The sequence below is a fragment of the Streptosporangium sp. NPDC002544 genome, assembly GCF_040295965.1.
In the GTDB taxonomy this organism is placed as follows: domain Bacteria; phylum Actinomycetota; class Actinomycetes; order Streptosporangiales; family Streptosporangiaceae; genus Streptosporangium.
Map to the genome: position 1 here is coordinate 67,514 of NZ_JBEOWJ010000007.1, position 22,606 is coordinate 90,119.

The 22,606-nt window shown below is 70.3% G+C and carries 23 protein-coding genes; 11 read left to right on the forward strand and 12 right to left on the reverse strand.

Features of this window, described 5'->3' with window-relative positions:
- Positions 1–22: 22 nt before the first annotated feature.
- A complete protein-coding gene (locus ABT061_RS12370) occupies positions 23–1,909 on the reverse strand; it encodes an efflux RND transporter periplasmic adaptor subunit (RefSeq protein WP_350915665.1) in 1,887 nt (628 codons plus the stop codon).
- 148 nt (positions 1,910–2,057) lie between these two features.
- Between ABT061_RS12370 and ABT061_RS12375 the strand changes: the two genes are divergently transcribed.
- From ABT061_RS12375 to ABT061_RS12405, 7 genes are all read left to right on the forward strand, one after another.
- Positions 2,058–3,230, forward strand: a complete 1,173-nt coding sequence (locus ABT061_RS12375) for an efflux RND transporter periplasmic adaptor subunit (RefSeq protein ID WP_350915667.1) — start codon at positions 2,058–2,060, stop codon at positions 3,228–3,230.
- Complete coding sequence (locus tag ABT061_RS12380) at positions 3,227–3,958, forward strand: ABC transporter ATP-binding protein (RefSeq protein WP_350915669.1); 732 nt, start codon at positions 3,227–3,229, stop codon at positions 3,956–3,958. The genes ABT061_RS12375 and ABT061_RS12380 overlap by 4 nt, the downstream gene beginning before the upstream one ends.
- Complete coding sequence (locus ABT061_RS12385) at positions 3,955–5,226, forward strand: ABC transporter permease (protein WP_350915671.1); 1,272 nt, start codon at positions 3,955–3,957, stop codon at positions 5,224–5,226. The genes ABT061_RS12380 and ABT061_RS12385 overlap by 4 nt, the downstream gene beginning before the upstream one ends.
- Positions 5,227–5,254: 28 nt before the next feature.
- A complete protein-coding gene (locus ABT061_RS12390) occupies positions 5,255–5,809 on the forward strand; it encodes a hypothetical protein (RefSeq protein WP_350915673.1) in 555 nt (184 codons plus the stop codon).
- A gap of 49 nt (positions 5,810–5,858) precedes the next feature.
- On the forward strand, positions 5,859–6,575 hold the full coding sequence (locus tag ABT061_RS12395; protein ID WP_350915675.1) for a response regulator transcription factor: 717 nt from the start codon (positions 5,859–5,861) through the stop codon (positions 6,573–6,575).
- A gap of 326 nt (positions 6,576–6,901) precedes the next feature.
- Positions 6,902–8,962 (forward strand): ABC transporter, encoded by a 2,061-nt coding sequence (locus ABT061_RS12400; RefSeq protein WP_350915677.1) that lies wholly within the window; start codon positions 6,902–6,904, stop codon positions 8,960–8,962.
- Positions 8,959–10,785, forward strand: a complete 1,827-nt coding sequence (locus ABT061_RS12405) for a GTPase (protein ID WP_350915679.1) — start codon at positions 8,959–8,961, stop codon at positions 10,783–10,785. The genes ABT061_RS12400 and ABT061_RS12405 overlap by 4 nt, the downstream gene beginning before the upstream one ends.
- Positions 10,786–10,965: 180 nt before the next feature.
- Here the strand turns inward: ABT061_RS12405 and ABT061_RS12410 are convergent, their stop codons facing one another.
- The 3 genes from ABT061_RS12410 to ABT061_RS12420 all read right to left on the reverse strand — a co-directional run bounded on the left by ABT061_RS12410 (position 10,966) and on the right by ABT061_RS12420 (position 12,712).
- The gene (locus tag ABT061_RS12410) at positions 10,966–11,310 is read right to left on the reverse strand and encodes a DUF1036 domain-containing protein (protein WP_343974979.1); all 345 of its coding nucleotides are present in this window, start codon (positions 11,308–11,310) and stop codon (positions 10,966–10,968) included.
- A 2-nt stretch (positions 11,311–11,312) separates the two neighbouring features.
- The gene (locus ABT061_RS12415) at positions 11,313–11,522 is read right to left on the reverse strand and encodes a hypothetical protein (RefSeq protein WP_343974976.1); all 210 of its coding nucleotides are present in this window, start codon (positions 11,520–11,522) and stop codon (positions 11,313–11,315) included.
- Positions 11,523–11,782: 260 nt separating this feature from the next.
- The gene (locus tag ABT061_RS12420) at positions 11,783–12,712 is read right to left on the reverse strand and encodes a zinc-binding dehydrogenase (protein ID WP_350915681.1); all 930 of its coding nucleotides are present in this window, start codon (positions 12,710–12,712) and stop codon (positions 11,783–11,785) included.
- A gap of 98 nt (positions 12,713–12,810) precedes the next feature.
- On the opposite strand from ABT061_RS12420, the gene ABT061_RS12425 reads away from it, so the two are divergent.
- On the forward strand, positions 12,811–13,488 hold the full coding sequence (locus ABT061_RS12425) for a TetR family transcriptional regulator (RefSeq protein WP_350915683.1): 678 nt from the start codon (positions 12,811–12,813) through the stop codon (positions 13,486–13,488).
- Between the two features lie 700 nt (positions 13,489–14,188).
- Here ABT061_RS12425 and ABT061_RS12430 read toward each other — a convergent pair.
- The 3 genes from ABT061_RS12430 to ABT061_RS12440 form a co-directional block, all read right to left on the reverse strand.
- Complete coding sequence (locus ABT061_RS12430) at positions 14,189–14,995, reverse strand: MBL fold metallo-hydrolase (RefSeq protein ID WP_350915685.1); 807 nt, start codon at positions 14,993–14,995, stop codon at positions 14,189–14,191.
- 539 nt (positions 14,996–15,534) lie between these two features.
- A complete protein-coding gene (locus tag ABT061_RS12435; RefSeq protein WP_350915687.1) occupies positions 15,535–15,717 on the reverse strand; it encodes a hypothetical protein in 183 nt (60 codons plus the stop codon).
- Positions 15,718–15,936: 219 nt separating this feature from the next.
- Positions 15,937–16,587: a maleylpyruvate isomerase N-terminal domain-containing protein gene (locus ABT061_RS12440; protein WP_350915689.1), complete on the reverse strand. Its 651-nt coding sequence runs from the start codon at positions 16,585–16,587 to the stop codon at positions 15,937–15,939.
- A gap of 101 nt (positions 16,588–16,688) precedes the next feature.
- Here ABT061_RS12440 and ABT061_RS12445 point away from each other — a divergent pair, with 101 nt between their 5' ends.
- Positions 16,689–17,543, forward strand: a complete 855-nt coding sequence (locus tag ABT061_RS12445; protein WP_350915691.1) for a MerR family DNA-binding transcriptional regulator — start codon at positions 16,689–16,691, stop codon at positions 17,541–17,543.
- A gap of 28 nt (positions 17,544–17,571) precedes the next feature.
- Here ABT061_RS12445 and ABT061_RS12450 read toward each other — a convergent pair whose 3' ends face one another.
- Positions 17,572–18,330, reverse strand: coding sequence for a hypothetical protein (locus tag ABT061_RS12450; protein ID WP_350915693.1), 759 nt, complete (start codon positions 18,328–18,330; stop codon positions 17,572–17,574).
- 273 nt (positions 18,331–18,603) lie between these two features.
- Here ABT061_RS12450 and ABT061_RS12455 point away from each other — a divergent pair, with 273 nt between their 5' ends.
- Entirely contained in the window at positions 18,604–19,134 is a 531-nt protein-coding gene (locus tag ABT061_RS12455) for a pyridoxamine 5'-phosphate oxidase family protein (RefSeq protein WP_350915695.1), read from the forward strand.
- Between the two features lie 89 nt (positions 19,135–19,223).
- Here the strand turns inward: ABT061_RS12455 and ABT061_RS12460 are convergent, their stop codons facing one another.
- On the reverse strand, positions 19,224–19,373 hold the full coding sequence (locus ABT061_RS12460) for a DUF397 domain-containing protein (RefSeq protein WP_350915697.1): 150 nt from the start codon (positions 19,371–19,373) through the stop codon (positions 19,224–19,226).
- 90 nt (positions 19,374–19,463) lie between these two features.
- Positions 19,464–20,567: a GDSL-type esterase/lipase family protein gene (locus ABT061_RS12465; RefSeq protein WP_350915698.1), complete on the reverse strand. Its 1,104-nt coding sequence runs from the start codon at positions 20,565–20,567 to the stop codon at positions 19,464–19,466.
- Positions 20,568–20,720: 153 nt separating this feature from the next.
- Here ABT061_RS12465 and ABT061_RS12470 point away from each other — a divergent pair, with 153 nt between their 5' ends.
- The gene (locus ABT061_RS12470; protein WP_350915700.1) at positions 20,721–21,164 is read left to right on the forward strand and encodes a winged helix-turn-helix transcriptional regulator; all 444 of its coding nucleotides are present in this window, start codon (positions 20,721–20,723) and stop codon (positions 21,162–21,164) included.
- A gap of 232 nt (positions 21,165–21,396) precedes the next feature.
- On the opposite strand, the gene ABT061_RS12475 is transcribed toward ABT061_RS12470, so the two are convergent.
- Positions 21,397–21,609, reverse strand: a complete 213-nt coding sequence (locus ABT061_RS12475; protein WP_350915702.1) for a DUF397 domain-containing protein — start codon at positions 21,607–21,609, stop codon at positions 21,397–21,399.
- Positions 21,597–22,469, reverse strand: a complete 873-nt coding sequence (locus ABT061_RS12480; protein ID WP_350915704.1) for a helix-turn-helix domain-containing protein — start codon at positions 22,467–22,469, stop codon at positions 21,597–21,599. The genes ABT061_RS12475 and ABT061_RS12480 overlap by 13 nt, the downstream gene beginning before the upstream one ends.
- Between the last annotated feature and the right edge of the window lie 137 nt (positions 22,470–22,606).

The window sequence follows — 22,606 nt, forward strand, 5'->3', positions numbered from 1 at the left end:
TGCCGGCGGTGGTCGTCCGGGCTCAGCGGGCGCCGGTGCCGGCCTCCGGCCAGCTGCTGTCGGGGAACTCCCCGCCGGCCGCGCCGCCGGGCAGTACCACCCGGTCGTTCTCGGCCAGCCCTGAGGTGATCTCGACGTACTGGTCGCCCCGGACGCCCGTCTCCACGACCCGCTCGACGCCGCCCTGCACGGTGACCCGGGAGACCCCCGCACTGGTCCTCACCGCCTGGGCCGGGACGTAGAGAGCCTCCGCCGACTTGGCGACGGTCACGGTGACCGAGGCGGTCTGGCCCACCATGAGGTCCGCCGGGGGCTCGTCGAACGCGATCGTGACGCCGTACCTCACCAGGCGGTCCGTGGTGGTCGCGGTGGGGGCGATGCCGGTCACGGTGCCCGTGTACCGCTTCCCCTGCCGGGTGGCCAGGGTGATCGCCGCCTGCTGGCCCAGCTCCAGGCTGCCGATGTCCGACTCGGTGAACAGCGCCTCCACCTGAAGCTCGTCCAGGTCCCCCAGGGTGAGGAACGTCCCGGTGCCCGCGCTGTCGCCGACCGCGCCGGCCACGGACATGACGGTGCCGTCGGCGGGAGCGACGATCCGCACGCCCGCCAGTTCCTCCTTGGCGTCGGTCAGCTCCGCCTGGGCCTGCTTCACGCGGGCCTCGGCCTGCTCCACGCTGAGCGTCCCCCGCCCGGCCCCGCCGCTCTGTCCGGTGTTCGGGACGGTGTTCGGGGCGGTGCCCTGCTTGGCGGCCTGCCCGGAGTTCCGGCCCGCACCCGCGCCTGCGTTCGCACCTGCGCCGGTGTTCGCACCCGCGCCGGTGTTCGCGCCCGGCTTCGGGGTGGAGCATCCGGTGGGTCCGGGGGTCGGCGTCCTGACGGTGGTGGGCCTGGCGGTCGCCGTCGGCTTGGCCACGCCGGTGGGGGCGGCTGTCGGGCCGGGGTGGGCCGTCGGTCCTGCGGGCCCACCCGGGCCGGTCGTCGGACCGGAGGGCTGGGCCGTGGGCACCGGCTCCGTGGTCGCGGGCGGCCCGCCACCGTCCGGCCTCGCGGTCACGGTGACCGTCGCGGTGGCCGTCACCGTCACCGTCGGAGCGGCCGTCACGGTGACGGTGACCGTCGGGGCGGGCTGGGGAGAGTCGTCCCCCGGCTGTCCCGCCGCTGACGGGGTGGGAGTGGGCGTCGCGGGCGAGGTCCGGGTGAGCGCGGCGGCCGTAGTGGAGGAGCGCGCCGGGTCAGGTACGGGCGTCGGGGTGACCGGTGCCGTCATGAGGCGGTATCCGGCGGGTGCGATACCAGCGGCCGGGACGACCCGTACCTCCCGCTCCGCTCCGGTCGGCTCGGGCGCCGGGGCCGGGGCGCTCGTCCCGGTCGGTGCGGGGGTGGCGCCCGCCCCCGGAGGCCGCGTCGCGGTGGGCTCGCATCCGGTCTGCCCGGCGGGATCGGACCGGCCGGTCCCGGTCTGGCCCGGTGTCGACTGCTGCTGCTGCTGCTGGGGAGCTCCGCCTGCCGCGTCCCCCGCTGTGTTTCCGGTCGTGCTTCCGGCCTCCTCCAGCGCCTCCTCGGCCGCCGCGAGCTGCGCCTTCGCGGCGGTGTAACGCTCGCGTGCGGGTGCGGAGCCGATCCTGGCGAGCACATCCCCCTTGCTGACCTTGTCCCCGGCCTTGACATAGACCTTCGTGACCGTTCCCGATCCGCCGAAGGCCAGGTCCCGGGTGCCGTCGTCCACGGTGTTGCCCGCGGCCGACACCGCGGCGGTCACCGTCCCGCGCCTGGCGGAGGCCAACTCCACCCGGGGAGCCTGGTCGGAGCCGCCGTCGAGCACGACGATCGCGCCCGCGCCCACCAGGACGAGGGCGGCGAGGGCAAGCCCTCCCACGCGCAGGTTCTTCGACAGATGGGTCGGTCTCATGGCGGACAATCCTGGACCGTCTGATTCACAGCATGCTCACAGGTGCCTGAAGGTTTGCTGTGCATCCTGAGCGGTACGACACGGTCTACAGGAAATCTTCAGCCTTTGTCGGGGTAGGCCCAAGCCTGGTACGCCAGGGTCGAGCGCTGTGAAGCTGTCGACCAAGCGCGGAGCGCTGATCGTGAACGGGACCCTCGGGGTCCTGTTGCTGGGCGGAGCGGTGATCGCCTACTCCTCCCTCGGCGGCGAGGCCTCATCCGCCGACGCCGCGGTGCGGACCGTGCAGGTGACCCGGGCCTCCGTCTCCGCCTCCGTCTCCGCCTCGGGGACCGTGGCCAGCGCCCGCGCGCGGGCGCTGGATTTCGCATCGAGCGGTACCGTCGAGAAGATCTACGTCAAGGTGGGGGACAAGGTCACCAAGGGCCAGATCCTCGCCAGACTGGACGACGACTCGGCGCAGGAGAGCCTGGACGCGGCCGCCGCCGCCCTCGACACCGCGGACGACGACACCTCGACCGCCGCGGCCTACGCCCAGTACATCACGGCCAGGAACACCTACCGGGCCGCGAAGCGCGCTGTGGACGGCACGGTCATCAAGGCGCCGTTCTCCGGTACGGTCACCGCGGTCAACGGCACGGTCGGGGGCTCCTCGGGCGCCTCCGCCAAGGCCACCGGAAACACCGGAAACACCGGCGGCGCGGGCAACTCGGGCAACGCGGCCGGTGCGGGTTCCTCCGGCGGTGCGGCGAGCGGCTCGGGCGGTTTCATCGACATCGCGGACACCGGCAGGCTCCAACTCGTCGGCACCTTCACGGAGTCCGACGTCACCCGGCTCAAGGTCGGCCAGGCGGCCTCCATCGGGTTCGACGCGCTCAACGGCGTCACCGCGGCCGGGAAGGTCACCCAGATCCAGCCGACCGCCACCACCAGCAACAACGTGGTCCAGTACCCGGTGACGATCTCCTTCACCGAGGTGCCGGACGAGGTCAGGCTGGGCCAGACCGCCACGGTCGGGGTCGTCGTCGAGAGCGTGGAGAACGTGCTCGCGCTCTCCTCCACGGTGATCTCCACCACGGGCTCCCGCAGCACGGTGATGGTCCTGCGCGACGGGCAGCAGGTGCCCGTCCAGGTGGAGGTCGGGGTCAAGGGCGACACGCTCACCGAGATCAAATCCGGGCTGAACGAGGGCGACCAGGTGGTCCGCCCGGCGGCCACCGGGACCACCCAGCAGGGCGGCTTCCCCGGCTTCGGGGGCGGGGGCGGCGGTCGCGGTATCGGCGGCGGTGGCGGCTTCGGCGGCGGGGGAGGGGCCGGCAGATGACCGTCCCCGTCCTCTCCCTGAAGGACATCACCAAGGTGTACGGCCGAGGAGACGCCGAGGTCCGGGCGTTGCGCGGTGTCTCGCTCAGCGTCGAACGGGGCGACTACGTCGCCATCATGGGCGCCTCCGGGTCCGGCAAGTCCACGCTCATGAACATCCTGGGTTGCCTGGACGTGCCCACTTCGGGCGATTACCGCATCGATGGCACCGATGTCGGCTCGCTGGACGAGCGCCGGCTCGCCGTGCTCCGCAACCGGAAGATCGGCTTCGTCTTCCAGTCGTTCAACCTCATCCCCCGGATGAGCGCGCTCGCCAACGTCGAGCTGCCCATGGCGTACGGCGGGGTCGGCGCCGCGGACCGGCGGGCCCGCGCCCTGGCGGCCCTGGAGCAGGTCGGTCTCTCCGACCGGGTCCGCCACGAGCCGAACGAGCTCTCCGGTGGCCAGCAGCAGCGGGTGGCCGTGGCCAGGGCGCTGGTCACCGCGCCCGCCCTCCTCCTCGCCGACGAGCCGACCGGCAACCTCGACACCGCCTCCACCGAGGACGTGCTGGGCATCCTCGACGGGCTCAGCGTCTCAGGCAGGACGATCGTGATCATCACCCATGAGGATGACGTGGCCGCTCACGCCAAGCGGGTCATCCGTCTGGTGGACGGCCGGATCATCGAGGACCGCCGCCAGGCCCCCGTCGACGGGCTCCCGCCCCGCATGCCGGAGGTCATCGCGTGAGCCAACTGGAGATCCTGCGGTTCGCACTCCGCGGGCTGGCCGCGAACAAGCTGCGCAGCTTCCTGACCACGCTCGGCATCCTGATCGGGGTGGCGGCCGTGATCCTGCTGGTCGCCTTCGGCGAGGGAGCCTCACAGAGCATCCAGCAGTCCATCCAGCGGCTCGGCGCCAACACCCTCACCATCTCGGCGTCCTTCGCCGGGGGCGGTGGAGGCGGTGGCGGTTTCGGCGGCGCCGGGGGAGGCCGGGTGAGCGCGGGACAGAACGCCGGCCCGCGTACCCAGGCCAGGCCGCTCACCCTGGAGGACGCCAGAGCGCTGACCGACCACGAGCAGGTGCCCTCGGTACGGAGCGTGTCGCCCGTGGTGACCGCGAACTCGGCCGCCGCGGTCCACGAGGGCGCCAGCCATACGATCGCGCAGCTCGTGGGCACCTACCCCAGCTACTTCGAGGCGACGAACAAGCCCGTGGAGAGCGGTACCTACTTCGTCAACGACGACGTGATCACCGCCAGGAAGGTCATGGTGATCGGGCGGACCGTGGCCGAGGGGCTGTTCGGCACCGCCGATCCGGTCGGCAAGCCGGTCAGCGTCTCAGGCGTGCCGTTCACCGTGATCGGGGTGCTCAAGGAGTCGGGCTCCACGGGCATGCAGGACGCCGATGACGTGGCCATCGTGCCGTTGCCCGCCGTGCAGCAGAGCCTGACCGGGTTCGGCGCGCTCGGTTCCATCATCGTGCAGGCGACCGGTGCGGACGCCACCGACTCGGCGCAGGCCGAGGTCACCGCCGTACTCAACCAGCGGCACGGCATCACCCCGACGGGCACCGCGGACTACCGGATCCTGAACCAGGCCACCCTGCAGGAGACGGTCAGCTCGACCATCGGGATCTTCACCGCCCTGCTCGGTGCGGTCGCCGCCATCTCCCTGCTGGTCGGCGGCATCGGCATCACCAACATCATGCTGGTCACCGTCACCGAGCGGACCAGGGAGATCGGCATCAGAAAGGCCATCGGCGCGCCCAGGAGCGCCATTCTCGGCCAGTTCCTGCTGGAGGCGACGGTGCTGAGCCTGGTGGGCGGCCTGCTGGGCGTCGCGATCGCGTTCGCCGGCACCCGCTTCACGATCGCCGGGATCTCACCGGTGCTCGTACCGTCCTCGATCGCACTGGCCCTCGGCGTCTCGGTGGGCATCGGGCTGTTCTTCGGCGGCTACCCGGCCAACCGGGCGGCCAAGCTCCGGCCCATCGAGGCCCTGCGCCACGAGTGACCCGTACGGCTTAGGCAAGGAGAGAGACATGGGCGGCAACGCCGACGAGACGGTCCCGGCGGGGAGATCCCTGGAGGGCTCCCCGTTCCGGGGGGACCTGGACAGCGAGCTGGCGGCCCGGCCGCCGCGCCGGCTGTCCACGCTCACCCTCGTGCTGGGCGCCGGGGTGATGCTCGTGGCAGGGGTGATCGTGGGCATCCAGGTGCAGAAGGCGACGGGTGGCACGTCCGGTCCCACCGGTGTCCCGGGAGCCGCGATGCGGCAGGGTGTGGGTCCCGGCGGCTTTGGAAACGGGCAGCAGGGTGGCCAGGGGCCGGGGTCGGGGCCGGGGCAGGGCGGTGGCGGCCGGGGCGGCATGACCGTCGGCACCGTGCAGCGGGTGGAGGGCGAGAAGGTCTACCTCCAGACGGCCGACGGATCCGTCGTGACGGTGAACACCACGGACGAGACGTCCGTGCGCCTCACCAAGGAGGGCAGGGTCGCGGACCTCAAGCCCGGTGGCACGGTGGTCGTACAGGGAGCCAGGGCCGAGGACGGCTCGGTCAGCGCGACCGCGATCAACGAGGGGGGCGGCCGACGGTGAGCCGGTTCCCAGGAAACGTTCAGCTTCGGCTGAGCTTCGTTCCAGAGAGGTGAGCGAGCCTCAGGGGGTGCTGGACAGAGTGGAAGCCCGATTGCTGGTCGTGGACGACGAACCGAATATCAGGGAGCTGCTCTCGGCCAGCCTGCGACTGTCCGGGTTCGAGGTGGTGACCGCGGTGGACGGTCGGGAGGCTGTGCAGTTCGCCGAGCGCATCCGCCCCGACCTCGTCGTGCTGGACGTGATGCTGCCCGACATGGATGGCTTCGCCGTGGCCGGGCGGCTGCGGGAGATGAGCGGGCAGCTGCCGGTGCTCTTCCTCACCGCGCGGGACGGTACCGACGACAAGGTCGCCGGGCTGCGCGTGGCCGACGACTACGTGACCAAGCCGTTCAGCCTGGAGGAGGTGCTCGCCCGCATCCGGGCCGTGCTCCGGCGTACCAGGGGAGACCTCGACCTGCCGGCCCGCCTCCAGGTCGGTGACCTGGAGCTGGACGAGGAGGCGCACCAGGTCTGGCGGTCCGGCGTTCCGGTGCGGCTGTCGCCCACCGAGTTCAAGCTCCTGCACTACTTCATGGTCAACAGCGGCAGGGTGCTGTCCAAGGCACAGATCCTCGACCACGTCTGGAACTACGACTTCGGCGGCGACGCCGGAGTGGTCGAGTCCTACGTCTCCTACCTGCGCCGGAAGGTCGACACGGCCGAGCCGAGGCTCATCCACACCCTCCGCGGGGTGGGGTACGTGCTGCGCCCCCCGCACAGTGATTGAATTTTCAGCCGATATTCAGCGCTACCTGACCTGATTCTGAGTTTTGTGTGTTCAAATAGACACTGCACGACCCCCGATCGCCTCGGAGCCATCCGATGGACTCGGGCTCGCCTCCAGCTGCGGGGGAGACGAGTCCGGCACGGTCCGCGGCTGGGATCCGAGGGCTGGGCCCCACCGCTTTACCGAGTTCGCCCCCGTAACCCGGTCAGGCGGTGGGGCCAATTTCGTCGGAGGGGGTCCCGTCGGCAGGGTTCGCCGCCATGACCCGGGCGAGCGGTGGTGCCGATCGCGTCTAGAGGGGCATCCTGTCGGGCAGGATCGACCGTATGGGCGACAACGACGGTCTGCTGGAGACGTTGCGAGAGTTGCGGCGACATCTCGACCGTGACCTGTTCCCCCTCGCGATCGGCGACGTGACGGCTGACCGCCGGGCACTGCGCGAGCTGACCGGCCAGCTCGACGACTACCTCATCCCCAGGCTGAGCGCCATCGACGCCCCGCTGCTCGCCGTCGTCGGCGGCTCCACCGGGGCCGGCAAGTCCACGCTGGTGAACTCCCTGGTCGGTGCGGACGTCTCCGAGCCCGGCGTGCTGCGGCCCACGACGATGGCCCCCACCCTGGTCACCAGTCCCGCCGACCGCGACTGGTTCACCGCCCAGAACATCCTGCCCGGCCTGCCCCGCGTCACCGGGAACCGCAGGGGCGAGCCCGGCTCGCTCAGGGTCGTCACCACCGAGGCGCTCCCGCCGGGACTGGCCCTGCTGGACGCCCCCGACATCGACTCGGTCGTCACCGCCAACCGCGAGCTGGCCGCCCAGCTGCTCGCCGCCGCCGACCTGTGGCTGTTCACCACCACCGCCGCCCGGTACGCCGACGAGGTCCCCTGGAGTTTCCTGCGCTCGGCCAGTGAGCGGAGCACGGCCTTGGCCGTCATCCTCTCCCGGGTGCCGCCGGAGGCGCTGGGCGTGGTGCGCAAGGACCTGGCCCGGCTGCTGGAGGCCAACGGTCTGGGCGGAACTCAGCTTTTCGAGGTGCCCGAGCTGGTGCTGCCCGAGGAGAACGCCCGGCTGCCGCGCCAGGCGGTCCAGCCGATCGCCGACTGGCTCACCGTCATCGCCGCCGACTCCCGTTCCCGCGCCGACGTGGTGCGCCACACCCTGTCCGGTGCGCTGGAGAGCCTCTCCACCCGCGTTCCCGCGCTCGCCGGAGCGGTCGAGCGCCAGCACGCCGGGGCCGCCGAACTGCGCTCGATGGCGGACGCCGCCTACGCCGTGGGCCTCGCCTCCTTCGACGAGGGCATGCGAGACGGGTCGCTGCTGAGGGGGGAGGTCCTGGCCCGCTGGCAGGACTTCATCGGGACCGGTGACCTGATGCGCTCCCTGGAGAGCCGGGTCGGCCGGCTCAGGGACCGGGTCGTGGCGTTCGTCACCGGGCGGCCCGCGCCGGAGAGCGAGCTGCGGGTCGCGCTGGAGAGCGGGGTGGAGGCACTGATCAGGGCCTCGGCCGACGGTGCCGCCGAGCGCCTGATGGAGTCGTGGTCGTCGCACCCGGCGGGGCGCGCCCTGCTGGAGCGCGAGGGGGTCGCCACCGCGGGGCGTCTCGGCCGGGCCTCCGCCGACCTGCCCGCCAGGGCGCAGGAGGCGGTCAGGGGCTGGCAGTCGTACGTGCTCGACCTGGTCAGAAAGGAGGGGGCGGACAAGCGGACCACCGCCCGCATCACCTCGTTCGGACTCAACGGCGCCGGGCTGCTGCTGATGCTCGCGGTGTTCGCCTCGACCGGTGGCCTGACCGGCATCGAGGTCGGCATCGCCGGAGGCACCAGCGTGCTCAGCCAGAAGGTCCTGGAGGCTGTCTTCGGCGACCAGGCCGTCCGCACCCTCACCGTCAAGGCCCGCTCCGACCTGCGCGCCCGGGTGGCGATCCTGCTCGGTGAGGACGCCGACCGGTTCATCGCCCTCCTGGACGCCGTCCAGCCCCCCGAGAGCACCGCCCCCGCCCTCCGCGCCACCGCGGACGCGGTACGCGAGCACCTGCGCGAACTGCCCGTCGCGAACCGCCGGGCAGCTCTTTCGCCGGGCGCGGTCCCAGAGGGCGCGGGTTCCGCCGCTTCCGCCACGACGGCGCCTGAAGAAGGCTCGGAGACCGTATGCGATTCCCGGCGACGGTCCGACGGCGTCCAGCATCCGGCAGAAAGGCCGGATTTCCCGCACGCGGCCGGTGGACCCGGTCATTCGCGCTCGCCGGGCGGATCCGACGATGTTCCACGGGCGGACGGTGAACCTGATTCTCCGCGCGCGACAGGCGGGTCCGGCTCTCCGCGTCCGCCGGGCGGACCTGATGACGGGGGCCGGCGGGCTCCCGGCGAGGGAGAGGCGGGCGAGGAGTGAAGCTGCTGCGACGGGAGAAGGCGGTCTCGCTGGACGACCGGCTGGCGGCGCTGGCGCGGGCCGCCGACCTGGCCGACGGGCGGCTGGACGCCGAGGCGGTCGCCGCGGCGCGTTCGGTGGTCTCCCGCGCCGGGGTACGGGCAAGCCTGTCGGTCGACCACACCGCGGTCGCGCTGGCCGGAGCCACCGGCAGCGGTAAGTCCTCGCTGTTCAACCTGCTGTCCGGCACCTCGCTCGCCACGGTCGGGGTCACCCGGCCGACCACCTCGACCGCCCAGGCCGCCCTCTGGGAGGGCGGCGGGGCGGGACCGCTGCTCGACTGGCTGGGTGTCCCCCGCCGCCACGAGCTTCTCGACACCTCAGGCTCGGCCGGTGTCACCCCCGAGAGAGATCGCGAGATCCGCTCCGCTGACGTCGCCCAGGAGGAGTTCGGCTCCGGGGAGCAGGAGCTTCTCGACGTTCCCGGCTCCGGCGTTTCCGAGGGCGGTCGCGAGATCCGTTCCGCCGTCCCCGATGCTCCCGTGCCCGTCGGTCAGCCGTCCGGGATGGGCGGGGAGGCCGTGGGGCTGATCCTGCTCGACCTGCCCGACCACGACTCGATCGAGTCTTCGCACCGGCTGGAGGTCGACCGGCTCGTCGAGCTGGTGGACCTGCTGGTCTGGGTGCTCGATCCGCAGAAGTACGCCGACGCGGCGGTCCACGACCGCTACCTCAGGCCGCTGGCCCGGCACCGGGAGGTCATGGTCGTCGTCCTCAACCAGATCGACCGGCTCTCCCCGGCCGCCGCCGAGCGGTGCCTGAAAGACCTCCGGCGGCTCCTCGACACCGACGGGCTGGCCGGGGTGCCGGTGATCGGGGTCTCCGCCCGCACCGGCGCGGGCATCCCCGAGCTGCGCTCCCTGCTCGCCTCCCGGGTCGCCGACCGGCGGTCCTGGGCCGCACGTCTCGCCGCCGACACCGGCATGGCCGCCGACGCGCTTGGAGAGGCGTCCAGCGTCACCACTCCGGGGGAGACCCCCTCGATGGACAATCTGGTGAAGCCGCTGAGGGACGCGCTGTCGGAGGCCGCCGGGGTGCCGGCCGTCGTCGAGGCCGTGGCCAGGTCCTACCGGCACCGCTCGGTCGCCGCCACGGGATGGCCGCCCACCCGGTGGATCCGCCGCCTGCGGCCCGACCCGCTCCGCCGCCTCCGCCTGGACGCCACCAGCCGTGTCTCCGGGGAGCCGGGGGACATCGTCGGGAGGACCTCGATCCCGGTGGCGACGGTCGTCCAGCGCTCCCGGATGGACAACGCGATCAGGGAGGCCGCGAGAAACGCCTCGGCCGGGCTGCCCGCGCCGTGGACGACGGCCGTGCGGCAGGCGGCGAGGTCACACGGGGACGAGCTGGAGGACGGCCTGGACCGAGCGGTCGCCACCACCTCTCTCGGTGCCGCCCGGCGGCCCCTGTGGTGGCGGCTGGCCGGGCTGGCGCAGTGGCTGGCGCTGGCGACGGTGCTCGCCGGAGGGGCCTGGCTGCTCGCCCTGGTCGCCATCGACTACCTACGACTTCCGCAGCTCTACCTGCCGACCGCGGGAGAGCTGCCCTGGCCGACCACGCTGCTGATCGGGGGTGTCCTGCTCGGCCTGCTGATCGCGCTGCTCTCCCGGGTGGCCTCCTGGCTCGGCGGCCGGCGCCGCGCCCGCAGGGCGGCGAGGGCGTTGCGGGCGAGTGTCGACCGGGTCGCCCGCGAGCTGGTGCTCGACCCCATGGAGGAGGAGCTGTCCCGATATCACCGCTTCGCCGAGGCGGTCACGCTGGCCCGGAACGGGACCCACAGGTGAGGTGATCTCTCAGGAGAGAAGGTGCGCTCTGGGGGCGAGCGCCTCCCGGTAGAAGGGGACGGACCCGGAGAAGGGAGATCGGTGTCCGTCACGCAGGAGGCGCTCAGTTGGGTCCTCACCACAGGGCCGGGCCGGTCAGTGCCGGTCGGTGCCGGTCGGGGGCGTCAGGTGAGGGGTGGATCAGGCGACGAGGTTGACGTAGTACGTGGAGTAGCCGTTCATGTCGATCAGACGGGTGCCCACGCGCCTGGCCGCGGTGCTGCCGATGTTGATGCAGGAGTCGAAGGCGTTCTGATAGACGTACATCGGGCCGTAGGCGCCGGTCCAGACGGCCCCGTTGGCGGCCTCGGCGTAGTAGGCGGCGTAGCGGTTGTTGGTGTTGAGGACGAACGCCTCGCCGCCCGGGTCGATGGCCCACCAGCCCCGGGTGCCCCACTGACCGTAGTCGCGGCAGCCGTCGGGGCTGTAGAACATGATCGCGACCCACACCTTGGAGCCGTAGCGGTTACGGAAACGCAGCTGCATGTCTACTCCTCCGCTTCCGTGAACCGCAGGGCGAGGGGCCTGTCGTCAAGCGCCTCGCCGGCCACCGGGGGAAGGTGGTCGTCGCTCTTCGCGACGACCGCGACGCGGTCGGCCGCTCCCGGCCGCTCGCTCGTCTCTCCCGTGCTGGCCGCCGTGGCGTCCGCGAACGCCACCCGGGGGTCCGGGGGATGTTCGGTGCCGTTGTCCGGCATGGTTGCTCACCTACATTCGTTTGAGTGCGTAGGGTGATCGGGCAACAACATACAGTCATAATCAAGGTCATGTAAAGAATCGTTTTCATTTCCGCGGTGAGCGCGTCGGCGGATCTCGGAGCGGGGCCGGGAGGGCGCTGTCGGCTCTTCCTTGATCCGGGTGTTTCCGCACGCCCCGGTGTGCGGAAACACCCGGATCATCAAGGAAGGAGCGTCTGGTCGCCTGCCCGCCGTTCGCGAATCAGGGAAACGCGACCGGCTCAGCCGATGTCGAGAACCGCCTTGCCGTGCAGCCTGCGGTCGCGGAGAGCCTCGACCGCCTCGGCGGCCTTGTCCCAGCCGCCCCGCCAGGAGATCTGCGGGTCCAGGCGGCCGGCCGCGACCTGCCCGGCCAGCCAGGTCAGGTCCGGTGCCAGGCCCGAGCAGGCGAGCAGGAAGAAGGTGACGATCGAGCGGTCGTGGCGGCCCTGGTCGCCGAACAGCGCCCCGAACGGGAAGTGCTCGCCCTCGCTGGTCGCGTGCCCGACGGACACGAGTGTGCCGCCCTCGGCAAGCTTGTCGAAGCCGTCCACGAGCTGGCGTCCGCCGACCAGTTCGACGATGCCGTTCACCGGGGCATCGACCTCGGATGGGCCGGCCACCACCTCGTGCGCGCCCAGTGCCCGCAGGCTGTTCTCGTGCGCTCCCGGGTCGCCGGTGGACGCCACCACGTGCGCGCCGTCGAGCCGGGCGAGCTGCACGGCGTACCGTCCGACCCCGCCGGTGGCGCCGGTGATCAGCACCCGCTTTCCGGCGATCGGGCCAAGCCGGCGCAGGGCGCGCAGTGCGCTGGCGCCCGCCACCGGGACGGTGCCGACCGCGCCGAGGTCGGCACCTTGCGGCACCGTGCCGATCAGCTCCGTGTCGACGGCGCGCAACTCGGCCCACGCGCCGTCGGCGGCGAGCGTCACCACCGGGGTGCCCGCGGCCGGGCCGGAGCCGTCGGCGGCGGCTCGCTCCACCACCCCGGCCGCGTCCCAGCCCGGCACGCTGCCCTCGGGCGCGTTGTCCAGGCCGAACTTGACCTCGCCGTAGTTGAGGGAGGTCGCTGTCACCCTGATCAGCGCCTGGCCGGGGGAGGGGGCGGGGTCGGGGGCCTCGCCGGATCGCAGCCCGCCGGGCAGGGAACGGTCGACAAGCAGAGCGCGCATGGGTCGTGAACCTTTCGCGAGGACGTTGACGATCACCATAATGCCACTGAGTGGCATAAGCCTATAAGTGGCATTCGTATCTCGCTAGACTGGCCGCGATGACCACCTCGCCCTCACCGACCACCCCGGCCGACCGGCTGCCGCTGCGCGAGCGCAAGAAGCTCCGCACCCGCCAGGCGCTGATCGACACCGCTCTGGAACTGTTCACCGAGCGGGGTTTCGACGGCACGACACTCGACGAGCTCTGCGCGGCGGTCGAGATCTCCAAGCGCACCTTCTTCCGTACCTTCAGCAGTAAGGAAGACGTGGCGATGGCGCCCGTCCACGACCTGTGGACCGCCTTCCTCGACGACCTCGAATCCCGTGAACCCGGTGGCCGCCCCGTCCTGGAGATGCTTCAGGACGCCCTGCTCGCCGCCCTCGACCGGATGACCGCCGAGGGCTGGGAGAACCGTGTTCGGCTCAGTCGCCGACTCGCGGAGAAAACCCCCTCGATGGACGCGCACGGCCTGCACTTCTGCGACCGCACCAGCCGCGCCGCACTCGCGATCCTGCACCGCAGGTTCAACCTGGCCGACCCGTACGACCTGCGCCCCAGGCTCGCCCTCGACATGCTCGTCGCCGCGTTCCACTGCGCCCTGGAGACATGGATATCCCGGCCCGGTGCCCCCACCCGCGCCGAACTGGCCGCCCACACCCGCGACGCCTTCGCCGCGATCCCGGGCAGCCTCACGCTGACCCTCGGCCTACGGGAGGAAGCTCAGACACCCTCGTAGAGACGGGTCAGGTCAACGAGGCGAGCCCAGGCTGTTGGGGGGTCTGGGAGGTTGTGCACCCTTGGGTTCGCCGGAACCCAAGGCCGTCTGCGGTCAGCCGTTCCCGGAGCAGCACCGGGCGACGCCCAGGACCCGGCGACGCGAGGCCACCCCGGCCCAGCGAGCAGTTGAGGCGCCTGAGCTGGCGTACGGAGCCAACCCCCGCGTGAGCAGGCGTCCTCTGCCAGGGCGGCCGTCGACGCGCGCCAGGCACACGTCGGTCTCGCTCCACTCCCGCCCGATGGGGACGTCTTCCTCGGCGGGGACGTCCTGCCTGTCTGCGTGGACGTCTTGCCGGACGTCCGGGACGTCTTGGCCTGCCAGTAGGAGTGGAACGGCGAACCGGGTTTGGTGTCACATCTGTTGACGCTGTGCGGGATGATGATCGACGGCGGCCCCGTCGTGATCCCTGGCGGGAGTCACTGACCAGCCGATCTCTATAGGAGAGGCGCCTGATGGCCCTGCCGGTGATGACGGTGGAGCAGCGTGCGAAGGCTGTCATCAAGTACAGACGAGCGTGTTGTGCCTGGTCGGTGAGGTCTTCGTCACCGCTAAAAGGAGTCGGCCAGAGCACGGCTGAGCTGCTGAAACATCAGGGCGTCCGGTCTTGTCGCCACAATCCGCACCCATCCTTTTCGATGGCCGGCGGCCACGCGAACCGTTAGCCGCGCAGTGCCGACCAGGATCCGTGGTCGGCCAGGCGCAGCAGGGCTGACAGGCCGGCCTCGTCGAAGGCCGTCTCCACCTCCGCGCGTCCTTCGGAGAAGTGCGTCCATCCGTCGTAGTGGGCCGGGATCACGACCGTGACGCCCAGCACCGCGGCGGCGGCCGCGGCCCGGTGGCCGTCCAGCGACACCGGACGTCGCCGGAACTTGCCCGGTACGCGGGCCGCCCCGGCGTTCAGCACCGCCGCGTCGATGTCCGGCACGCGTCGGGCGATCGCGGCCACGGCGCGCATGGAGGCGTTGTCGCCGCTGACGTAGACGGTGGGCAGGTCCGCGCCCGACAACACGAAGCCGGTGACCTCGCAGTTGATGTTGCCCTGCGGGTCCCGCTCGCCGTCCTCGGGGCCGTGCACGGCGGGGACGGCCAGGACGGTCAGGTCGCCGCCGCCGTCCGGGCGGGGCAGGGTGAAGGTCGTCCAGGGGGCCAGGCCCACCGCCGACGCGCCGAGCCGGTCGGCCGCGCCGGGCACAGTGAGCGTCAGCGGGGCCGCCATGGCGAAGGCGCGGCCCCGGTCGTCGAGGTTGTCCGGATGGGCGTCGTGGCTGACCAGCACCAGGTCGACGGCCCCCAGCCGGTCCTCGGTCACCGCCGGGCCGAGCGTCTTGGTCAGGTAGCCGTGCGGGCCGGGGCCGTCGAAGGTCGGGTCCACGACGACACGCAGGCCACCGGCGTCGATGACGGTCGTGGGACCGCCCAGCACCGTCGCGGCGCAGTCCTGCCGGGGCAGCTTCTGATCACTCACGGGTCCATGCTGCAACGCCCGTGAGGCGTTTCCATGGACGACACACCAACGTGTGCGTCACGGCCATCCGGCTCTCCCGCAAGCCGCGGCCGCCCTTCCACCGACCGCCCTACGAATCCGGATCAATACTGACTGCACAAGATCCAGCCCGTCACCCGGTCCGCGAAAGATCCCCGGATACCCGTCCGGCCTGGTCTAACTCAAACGCTTGTACCTGGCTGCACGAGTCTTACCGACACCCCGACTCGGAGGCCCAGAAGAAGAGCGGTTTTCGGGGTTGAGGAACAGCGGGACAGTCATTGGCGGTAAACCGCTGCGTCGCAGGTCGCGGAAGACTGTGCAGGGCGTCGGGGCGGTGTCTTCCGGAGCCGCGCCCTCACTTCAGCGGGCTCTGACCGCCTGGCCCTTTCGCATTCGACCAGCTCACCGCCACAACGAGAAACAAGATCTTTCTCACCGCCAACGACTGCCCCGCTGTTCCTCGACCCCGGATCTGCCCCCGTTGGGAAGCATGGACAACCGTGCGCTCGGGTCGCCTTCTATCGGTAGACCACCGGCTTCTTCTGCTCGCCGGGGAACACCACGATCAGAAGCTCCACGGCGCCGTCAGGCGGGTCCGGCACCTGGTAGACGAGCTTGCGCCCGCGCAGGTGCACCCGCACCCGGTACGCCCCGGGCCCCGCGGTCGTCGCGATGGATGAGCAGTTCACGGAGGCGCTCAAGGCGCTCAAGGTGAGCGCGGCCGATGACGTCGCCGTACTTCACCTCATCAATCAATGATGAGGACGTTTCTTATAAGTCAACTCATCATCGGTTCTCAGGGGTGGGGCAGGGATGAGAGAGCGAGTGGGGTGCCGGGCAGGGGAGGTCTCGCCGCCGCGCACGCCGTCGGTGTCGAAGGCCCTGCCGGGAGCCGTCACCATCGGCGGGCCCTCGGAGATCTACGCTCGGGGTGCCCCGTACCAGCGCCAGGTGGTCAGACGTGGGCGCCCGGGGAGTTCGGCGCGTCCGGTGGCCCACAGCAGGGTGGGCCAGGGGTCCGTGCTCGCCGGGACGTCCGGGAAGAGCCGGGCGAGCACCCGCGAGCACAGGTCGGCGGGCGGGGTCCAGACGAGCCCCAGCCCCTCGGCCAGATCGTGGGTGTGCACCAGGGTTTCCACGATCCCCATCGCGGCGAAGCCCTCCGGGTCCGACGTCCCGTGCACGTGGTGGGCGCGGACCTCCGGCGGTGTCGTACGCACCATGGCGACCAGCAGTGCGCCGCTCGCCTCCAGCACCTGCAACAGCCCGGTCGGCCCCGCCGCGCGGTCCGCGTGGATGGCGTTCGCCGGGCCTTGGGGTCTTTTGCGCTCCCACGCGAAGGGCACGACGCCGTCCAGGGGCGGTGTCCTGGGGCCCAGCTGGGCGGCGTACGAGAAGAGGTCGTCGCTGAGGTGCTCGACGGTCTCCCAGCAGTCCCACTCCAGCGAGCCGGCCTTGCCCTCCCAGGCCGCCGGAGGCGCCTCCCGAAGGACGCCGACGGCAAGCTGAACGGCCAGGTCAAGGTCGTCCGCCGTCACGGGGGAGGATCCGGCTTCGGTTGATCGGTGCATGGCGGGAACAATATCGCCGGCGTCGGGAGTCGGGCTCCGCCGGAGAGCCTCCGGTGAAAGGAGTGGAACCTCCCCCTGAGGGAGGTCGCACACTGAATCTCATGATGAGCATCGGCGAATTCGCGGAGTTGACCGGACTGAGCCTGAAGGCGCTACGTCTCTACGACGAGCAGGGCCTGCTGAAGCCGACCTCGGTAGACCCGTGGTCGCGGCACCGGCGCTACCGCGCCTCCCAGTTCGCGGTGGCGACCCGGCTGAAGGTGTTGCGCGCGGCCGATATCCCACTGGCCGACGCCCCGCGACTCCTGGCCGATCCTGATACGGCCGCCGCGACGCTCGCCGAGCATCGCAGCAGGGTGGTCGCGGAGCGGGAACGCCAGGATGAGGCGTTCGAAGTCCTCGGCCGGTTGCTGGGCGGTGAGGATCGCCACGATTGGCAGGTGGCGGAACGCCGGGCGCAGCGGCAGCACTGGGCGGGCGTCGTGCTGCGGATGCCGAGGGGTGACGATCTCACAGCAGACGAGGTGGAACGCGCGAACGAGGAGGTCAACGAGGGGTTCGCCGCGCTGTGGCGGGCCCTGGCGGAGATTGGCAACGCGCCGACCGGCCCGTTCTGGTCGACGTTCCGGGCCACACCCGGCAGTGACACGGCGATCGAGATGATGTGTTGCTGGCCTGTTGCCCAGCCGCTGCCCGCCGGATTCTCGGTGCCGGAACGGACAGTCGAGACCGGCACCGTCGAGGCGGCGCTCGAACTGGTGGTGCGCTGGCGATTCGAGGAGCCAGTGATGATGATCGACGGCGCCGCGCACCCGGCCGTGCTCGCACTGCTCGCCGTGGCGGAGGAGCGCGGACTGGACGTGGACCTGTCCCGCCTACGTCAGATCGGGCTGATGGAGCAGGGGGAGAGCGTGGGGATCGAGGTTGTGATCACGGTGGACCCGGAAGTCAGGTGAGTGGTCCTGGGCCGGTCGGGGCCGTCTCCTACCGGCTCTGGTCGGCAGGAGGCGGGTTGAGGGAGTCGCCGTCCCAGGCGAGTCGGTGGTCGGCGCCGACCTCCATGGCCTCCAGTTCCTCGTCGGCGACCAGTGTCGCGACGCACTCATGGGTGCCGCCGACGTAGGTGGACATCAGGTCGACATCGGTGGCGACACACCAGGCGCGGTCGCGCGGCCACCACAGGCTGGCCCGCTGGTCGAGCCACGACGGCTCGCTGAGCGAGGCGGTCGCGGCGGACAGCGGCCCCGACAGCAGCAGCATCGGCCGGGCGGGCATCTCCACCCTCGGGATCTCCTCATCCTCCACGGGAAGGCCGAGGCCACCGAAGCCCTCCCAGACGGCGAACCAGCACTGCTCGGGGGTCGCGGTGTACACGGAGAGGATCCGGGCCAGTCGTGCCGCCTGCCGTATCGGGAGGGACCCCTCCTCCGGAAGTCTGTCCCAGAGTCCCGGCTGGTCGTCGGAGGAGACGAACCGCCATGAGCCGGTGATGGAGGGCCACTGCATCGCCGGATGCGCCAGGCGCCCGTTGGCCTCGGCCACCTCCGCCCAGGACACCTCCTCGGTCCGCTCGCCGTCCTCCCGGAGTGCCGGATGGAACACCCGTGCGTAGGCCGCGAAGACCGGTGGGACCAGACATCCCACGACGTTGTCGCTGAAGTTCCGGGCCGCGGCCACCGCCCAGTCGGCGGGGCGCACATCGGTCCGCAGGGTCAGGCCGCCGATGGTGAAAGGTCTGTCCACCCCGCGATTATGTCGGCCCCGCCATGGTCTGACCGTGCCGGTACGCGGGACCACACCGTCCACCTCGGGTAGCGGGCCACGGTGAGCGGGTCGGTACGGGCGAGGGGGTACGCGAAGACGCCGGGCGTGGCGTCCGGCTGGGCGGCCCGCCGCGGTCCGCGAGACGGATGAAGAAATACGACACAAGGTGTCGGGTTTTTGGTCGAGCATGGTTTCATCGGTCGGCGTCGATGGCGGGCGTGGACCGGGCCCTACGGATAGACAAGGACTTCAATGCGCGAAACGCCAGAAGAGCTCAAAGAGCTCCAGGCCCTCCTCGATGCCTCCCTCTCCCGCTCCAACTCGCACCTCCGCTCGATCATCAACGGCGAGCGCACCCTGACCGCAGAGCAGCTCACCGGGGTCCTCACCGGCATGTGCACCCTCGCCCTGTCCACCGTGACGGCGAAGGGCGAGCCGCGGATCAGCGGTGTGGACGGGCACTTCCTGCACGGAAAGTGGCACTTCGGCACGGCGCGCAACGCCGCCAAGGCCCGACATCTCGCGGCCCGGCCCGCCGTCAGCGCCGCGCACATGCGCGGTGAGGAGCTGGGCGTGTTCACGCACGGCACGGTGGAGATCCTCAACCCCCAGGACGGCGAGCCGGCCGCGGACTGGCCGGACCTGCTCGCGTACTTCAAGGACTTCTACGGCGACAACGCCTTCGACTGGGACAAGGACGTGGTCTACTACCGGCTGCATCCGCACTGGACGACCGTCTACGCCTCCGATGTCGCGAGGCTCACCGCGGCGTCCCAGTCCTGATCCCAGCACAGCCCCGGTGGAGGACTGACGAGCCCTCCGGCCAGGTGGCCGAAGGGCATGATTGAGGGAGCGTACGGCTGAACGTCGGGTCAGTCGAAGGCGCCGTTCTTGATGCTGTCGGCGAAGGTGGCCCATGCCGCGGGGGTGAGGATGAGGGCGGGGCCGGTGGGGTTGACGAGCAGTGGGCGCTGGTCGAGTCGTTTGTCCTCGGCGGGGTGGTAGGCGTTTGACGAGGGCATCGAGTTCGTGCGGGCCCGCTCGGGGTTCACTCGGGCCGTCGGCGGGGTGGACACTCGGAGGCCGGCCGTTCGGGCCCGTCACAGAGGCGGCTAGAGGGCGAGGGTTTCCAGGTTTACGGCGTTGGCCATGGCCTGGGCGCCTTTGTCGTTGAGGTGCATGCCGTCGCCGCTGTCCAGGGCGGGGTGGATGTAGTCGGGGGCTTCGGGGTCCTCGACAGCTCGGGCCACATCAAAGACAGCGTCGAAAGTGTCGGTGGTACGGATCCAGTCGTTCACCTCGCGTCGGGCGGCGAGGCCCTCGGGGGTACTGATCCCGGGGTAGACGGCGCCCGCGAAGGGGCCGATGGTGGCGGCGAGGATCTTCAGGTCGGCCTGGTGGGCGCGGTGGGCCAGGGCCTTGAAGCCCTCGACGAGGGCGTCGGAGGTGGCGGGAGGCTCGCCGTACATGCCGGGGAGGCCGAGGTCGTTTATGCCGAAGTGCACCAGGACGTGGGTCAGGCCGGGAATCGGGAGGACGTCGTGGTCGAAGCGCGCCAGCGCGTGTTCGCCGACCTCGTCCCGCAGTAGGCGGTTTCCGGCGATGCCCTGGTTGACGACCCATCCTCGCTTGAGGCGCCGGTTGAGGAAGTCCACGAAGCGGTTGTTCGCGCCGGTCGTGGAGCCGACCCCTTCGAACCAGGAGTCGCCGAACGCCACGGCGAGCGCGGTGTCGTCCGGGGTGAGCACGTCGACGCCCGAGACGTAGAACCTGGCTTCCACCTGCTCGGCATCAGGGAGCGCGGGAGAGGCGACGTGGTTCCCGCCGACGATGTGAGCGGTCTCCGCGGGCCTGTGGGAATAGGTGGCCAGGCCTGTCTCCTCAGGGAGGTAGAGGCTGAGGAACAGGTCGGCGCCGGGGGCGACGGGGAGATCCATCAGATCGCCGGTGACCTCTTCTCCCGGCGGGATGGTGAGCTTCTCGGCGCCGTTGAAGGTGAGGGCGGCTTGCCCGTGCTCGGTGGCGGCCGTCGCGGCGGCGATAGTCAAGGGGGTGCGGCCGTAGCGGTTCGTCAGGCGTACGCGGAGGCGTTCTCCGCCACCGGCCATGTGGAGCACCTGACGCACTGTCTGGTCGGCGAAGCCGCGCGGTTCGGTGAGCTGGATCTGCTCGTAGGGACTGATCACTGCGGTGCGGAAGCCGGCTGTCCAGATCATGCTCGCTCCATGCGTTGCTGTAGGGATGTGTTGGCGAATTCCGAGTGGCTTGTGTTCGACGGTTGACCTGCATCACTATGGGCAGGTAGCTCTCCAGCGGGAAGTACGCACTTCGAAGTGCGTAGGTCACCCCCCGGTAGGAAGGAGCGGCCGATGCCAACGAGGACGGCGGCCCAGAAGCGGACACAGGCGAAGGGGGACTACGACGCGTTCCTGGCGAGGTGCCCAAGCCGCCAGTTGCTCGACCGGATCTCCGACAAGTGGGTCGCGCTGATCCTGGCCGCGCTCGGCAGCGACGGCCCGCAGCAGCCCGGAGGCGACTGCGCCGGTGAGCCGCGGTCGATGCGCTACTCCGAGCTGTCCCGCAGGCTGGCCGGGGTCAGCCAGAAGATGCTCACCCAGACGCTGCGCTCCCTTGAGCGTGACGGGCTGGTCACCCGCACCGTGACGCCGACGGTGCCGGTCACGGTCACGTACGAGCTGACCGACCTCGGTCTCTCGCTCCACCACGTGATACGCGGCATGAAGGTGTGGGCCGAGGCGCACATGGACGAGGTATTCGCCAATCGCGAGGAGTACGACACCCACATCGCCTGAACGCTCACCAGCAGCGCGGCAGAGCGTCGGCGTGACCTTCATCAACGGCCGACTCGTCGAACACCCCGCCGACCCCACGGCGGTATGACAACCACCCGATCCACAGGTCTTGCCGATTTCTCACTCGGCTGCGGAGCGAGGTATCAGGCCGACGGTTTTACTCCTGTGAAGTACTGACAAGCCCTCCGGTCGTGGGCCAGAGGGCTTGTTGCGGGTACGGCTGAACGTCGGGTCAGTCGAAGGCGCCGTTCTTGATGCTGTCGGCGAAGACGGCCCATGCTGCGGGGGTGAGGATGAGGGCGGGGGCGGTGGGGTTTTTGCTGTCGCGGATGCCTCGGTGGTTGTTGGAGAGGTTGGCGATTTCGACGCAGTTGCTTCCATCTCCGCCGGAGAGGGTGGATTTGCGCCAATGGGCGCTGGGGAGCTCCTGGGTCAGGTCGTCCATCTCTGGATCGCCTCCTTGATCATGCTGAGTGAATCGCGCCGGGACAGGGCGTCGGCTCGGATCTCGTTGTGCCTGAATGCTAGCTCTTTCACCTCATCGGCCCGCTCGGTTACTCGATCTCCCATGCTCTGGGAATCGATGTAGGCCACGGAAGGCTGCCCTTCGGGCATGTCCGCGATGACGAAGCTTCCAAGTAGGCCCACAGTGCTGTAAGCCGTGTACGGAAGCAGGTGAAGTGACGTGGAGGAACTTTCTCCGAGTTCCAGGAGATGCTGAAGCTGGCACTTCATCACTTCCGGACTGCCTACGGGTCTGTGCAGGATGCTTTCGTCCAGCACCGCCCAGATCTTGGGAGGCTTGGGCCTCCTGAGGATTTCCTGTCGCTCCAGACGAGCCGCTACACGCTTGTCCGTCTGTTCTGGCGTGACGTCCGGTTCGTTACCGATCAGAGCTCGCGCGTATCCCTCCACCTGCATGAGTCCGGGAATCATCGATAGTTCCCACATGTGAAACGCCTCTGCTCCGGGCTCGAACTCCAGCCAGGAGCGGAACCAGCGGGGGACCTGTGTGGCGATGCGGTCCAGGCGGTCCAGTAGGTCGACGAGCGTTGTGCCCAGGTCGAGGGCCTCGTCCAGCTGGTGGGCCAGTTTCCTGGTAGGAGCCCGGTGACCGTTCTCCAACATGCTCAGATGGCTTATGGCGATGGGGACCGCGATGCAGAGTTGCCTCTGGGTAAGTCCGGATAAAATCCGGTATTTCCGTAGCTCTCTGCCGAATTGAACGCGCGTGGATTCGTATGAGTGCGTATCAAACTCTAGATCCGAGTCTGGCTCTGGCTCCGGCTCCGGGACGATGCTCATTTCGGTCTCCTCTCGTTGCCTCTTTAGGAGTCTCCTTCATTTTCATTGCCGAGGGAATGGATACGAAGTTTTCGTGGGTTCACAGTGTTGCGAACTTACTTCGCAAACTGTGAACCCGTGGTAAGCGCGGTTTGGCT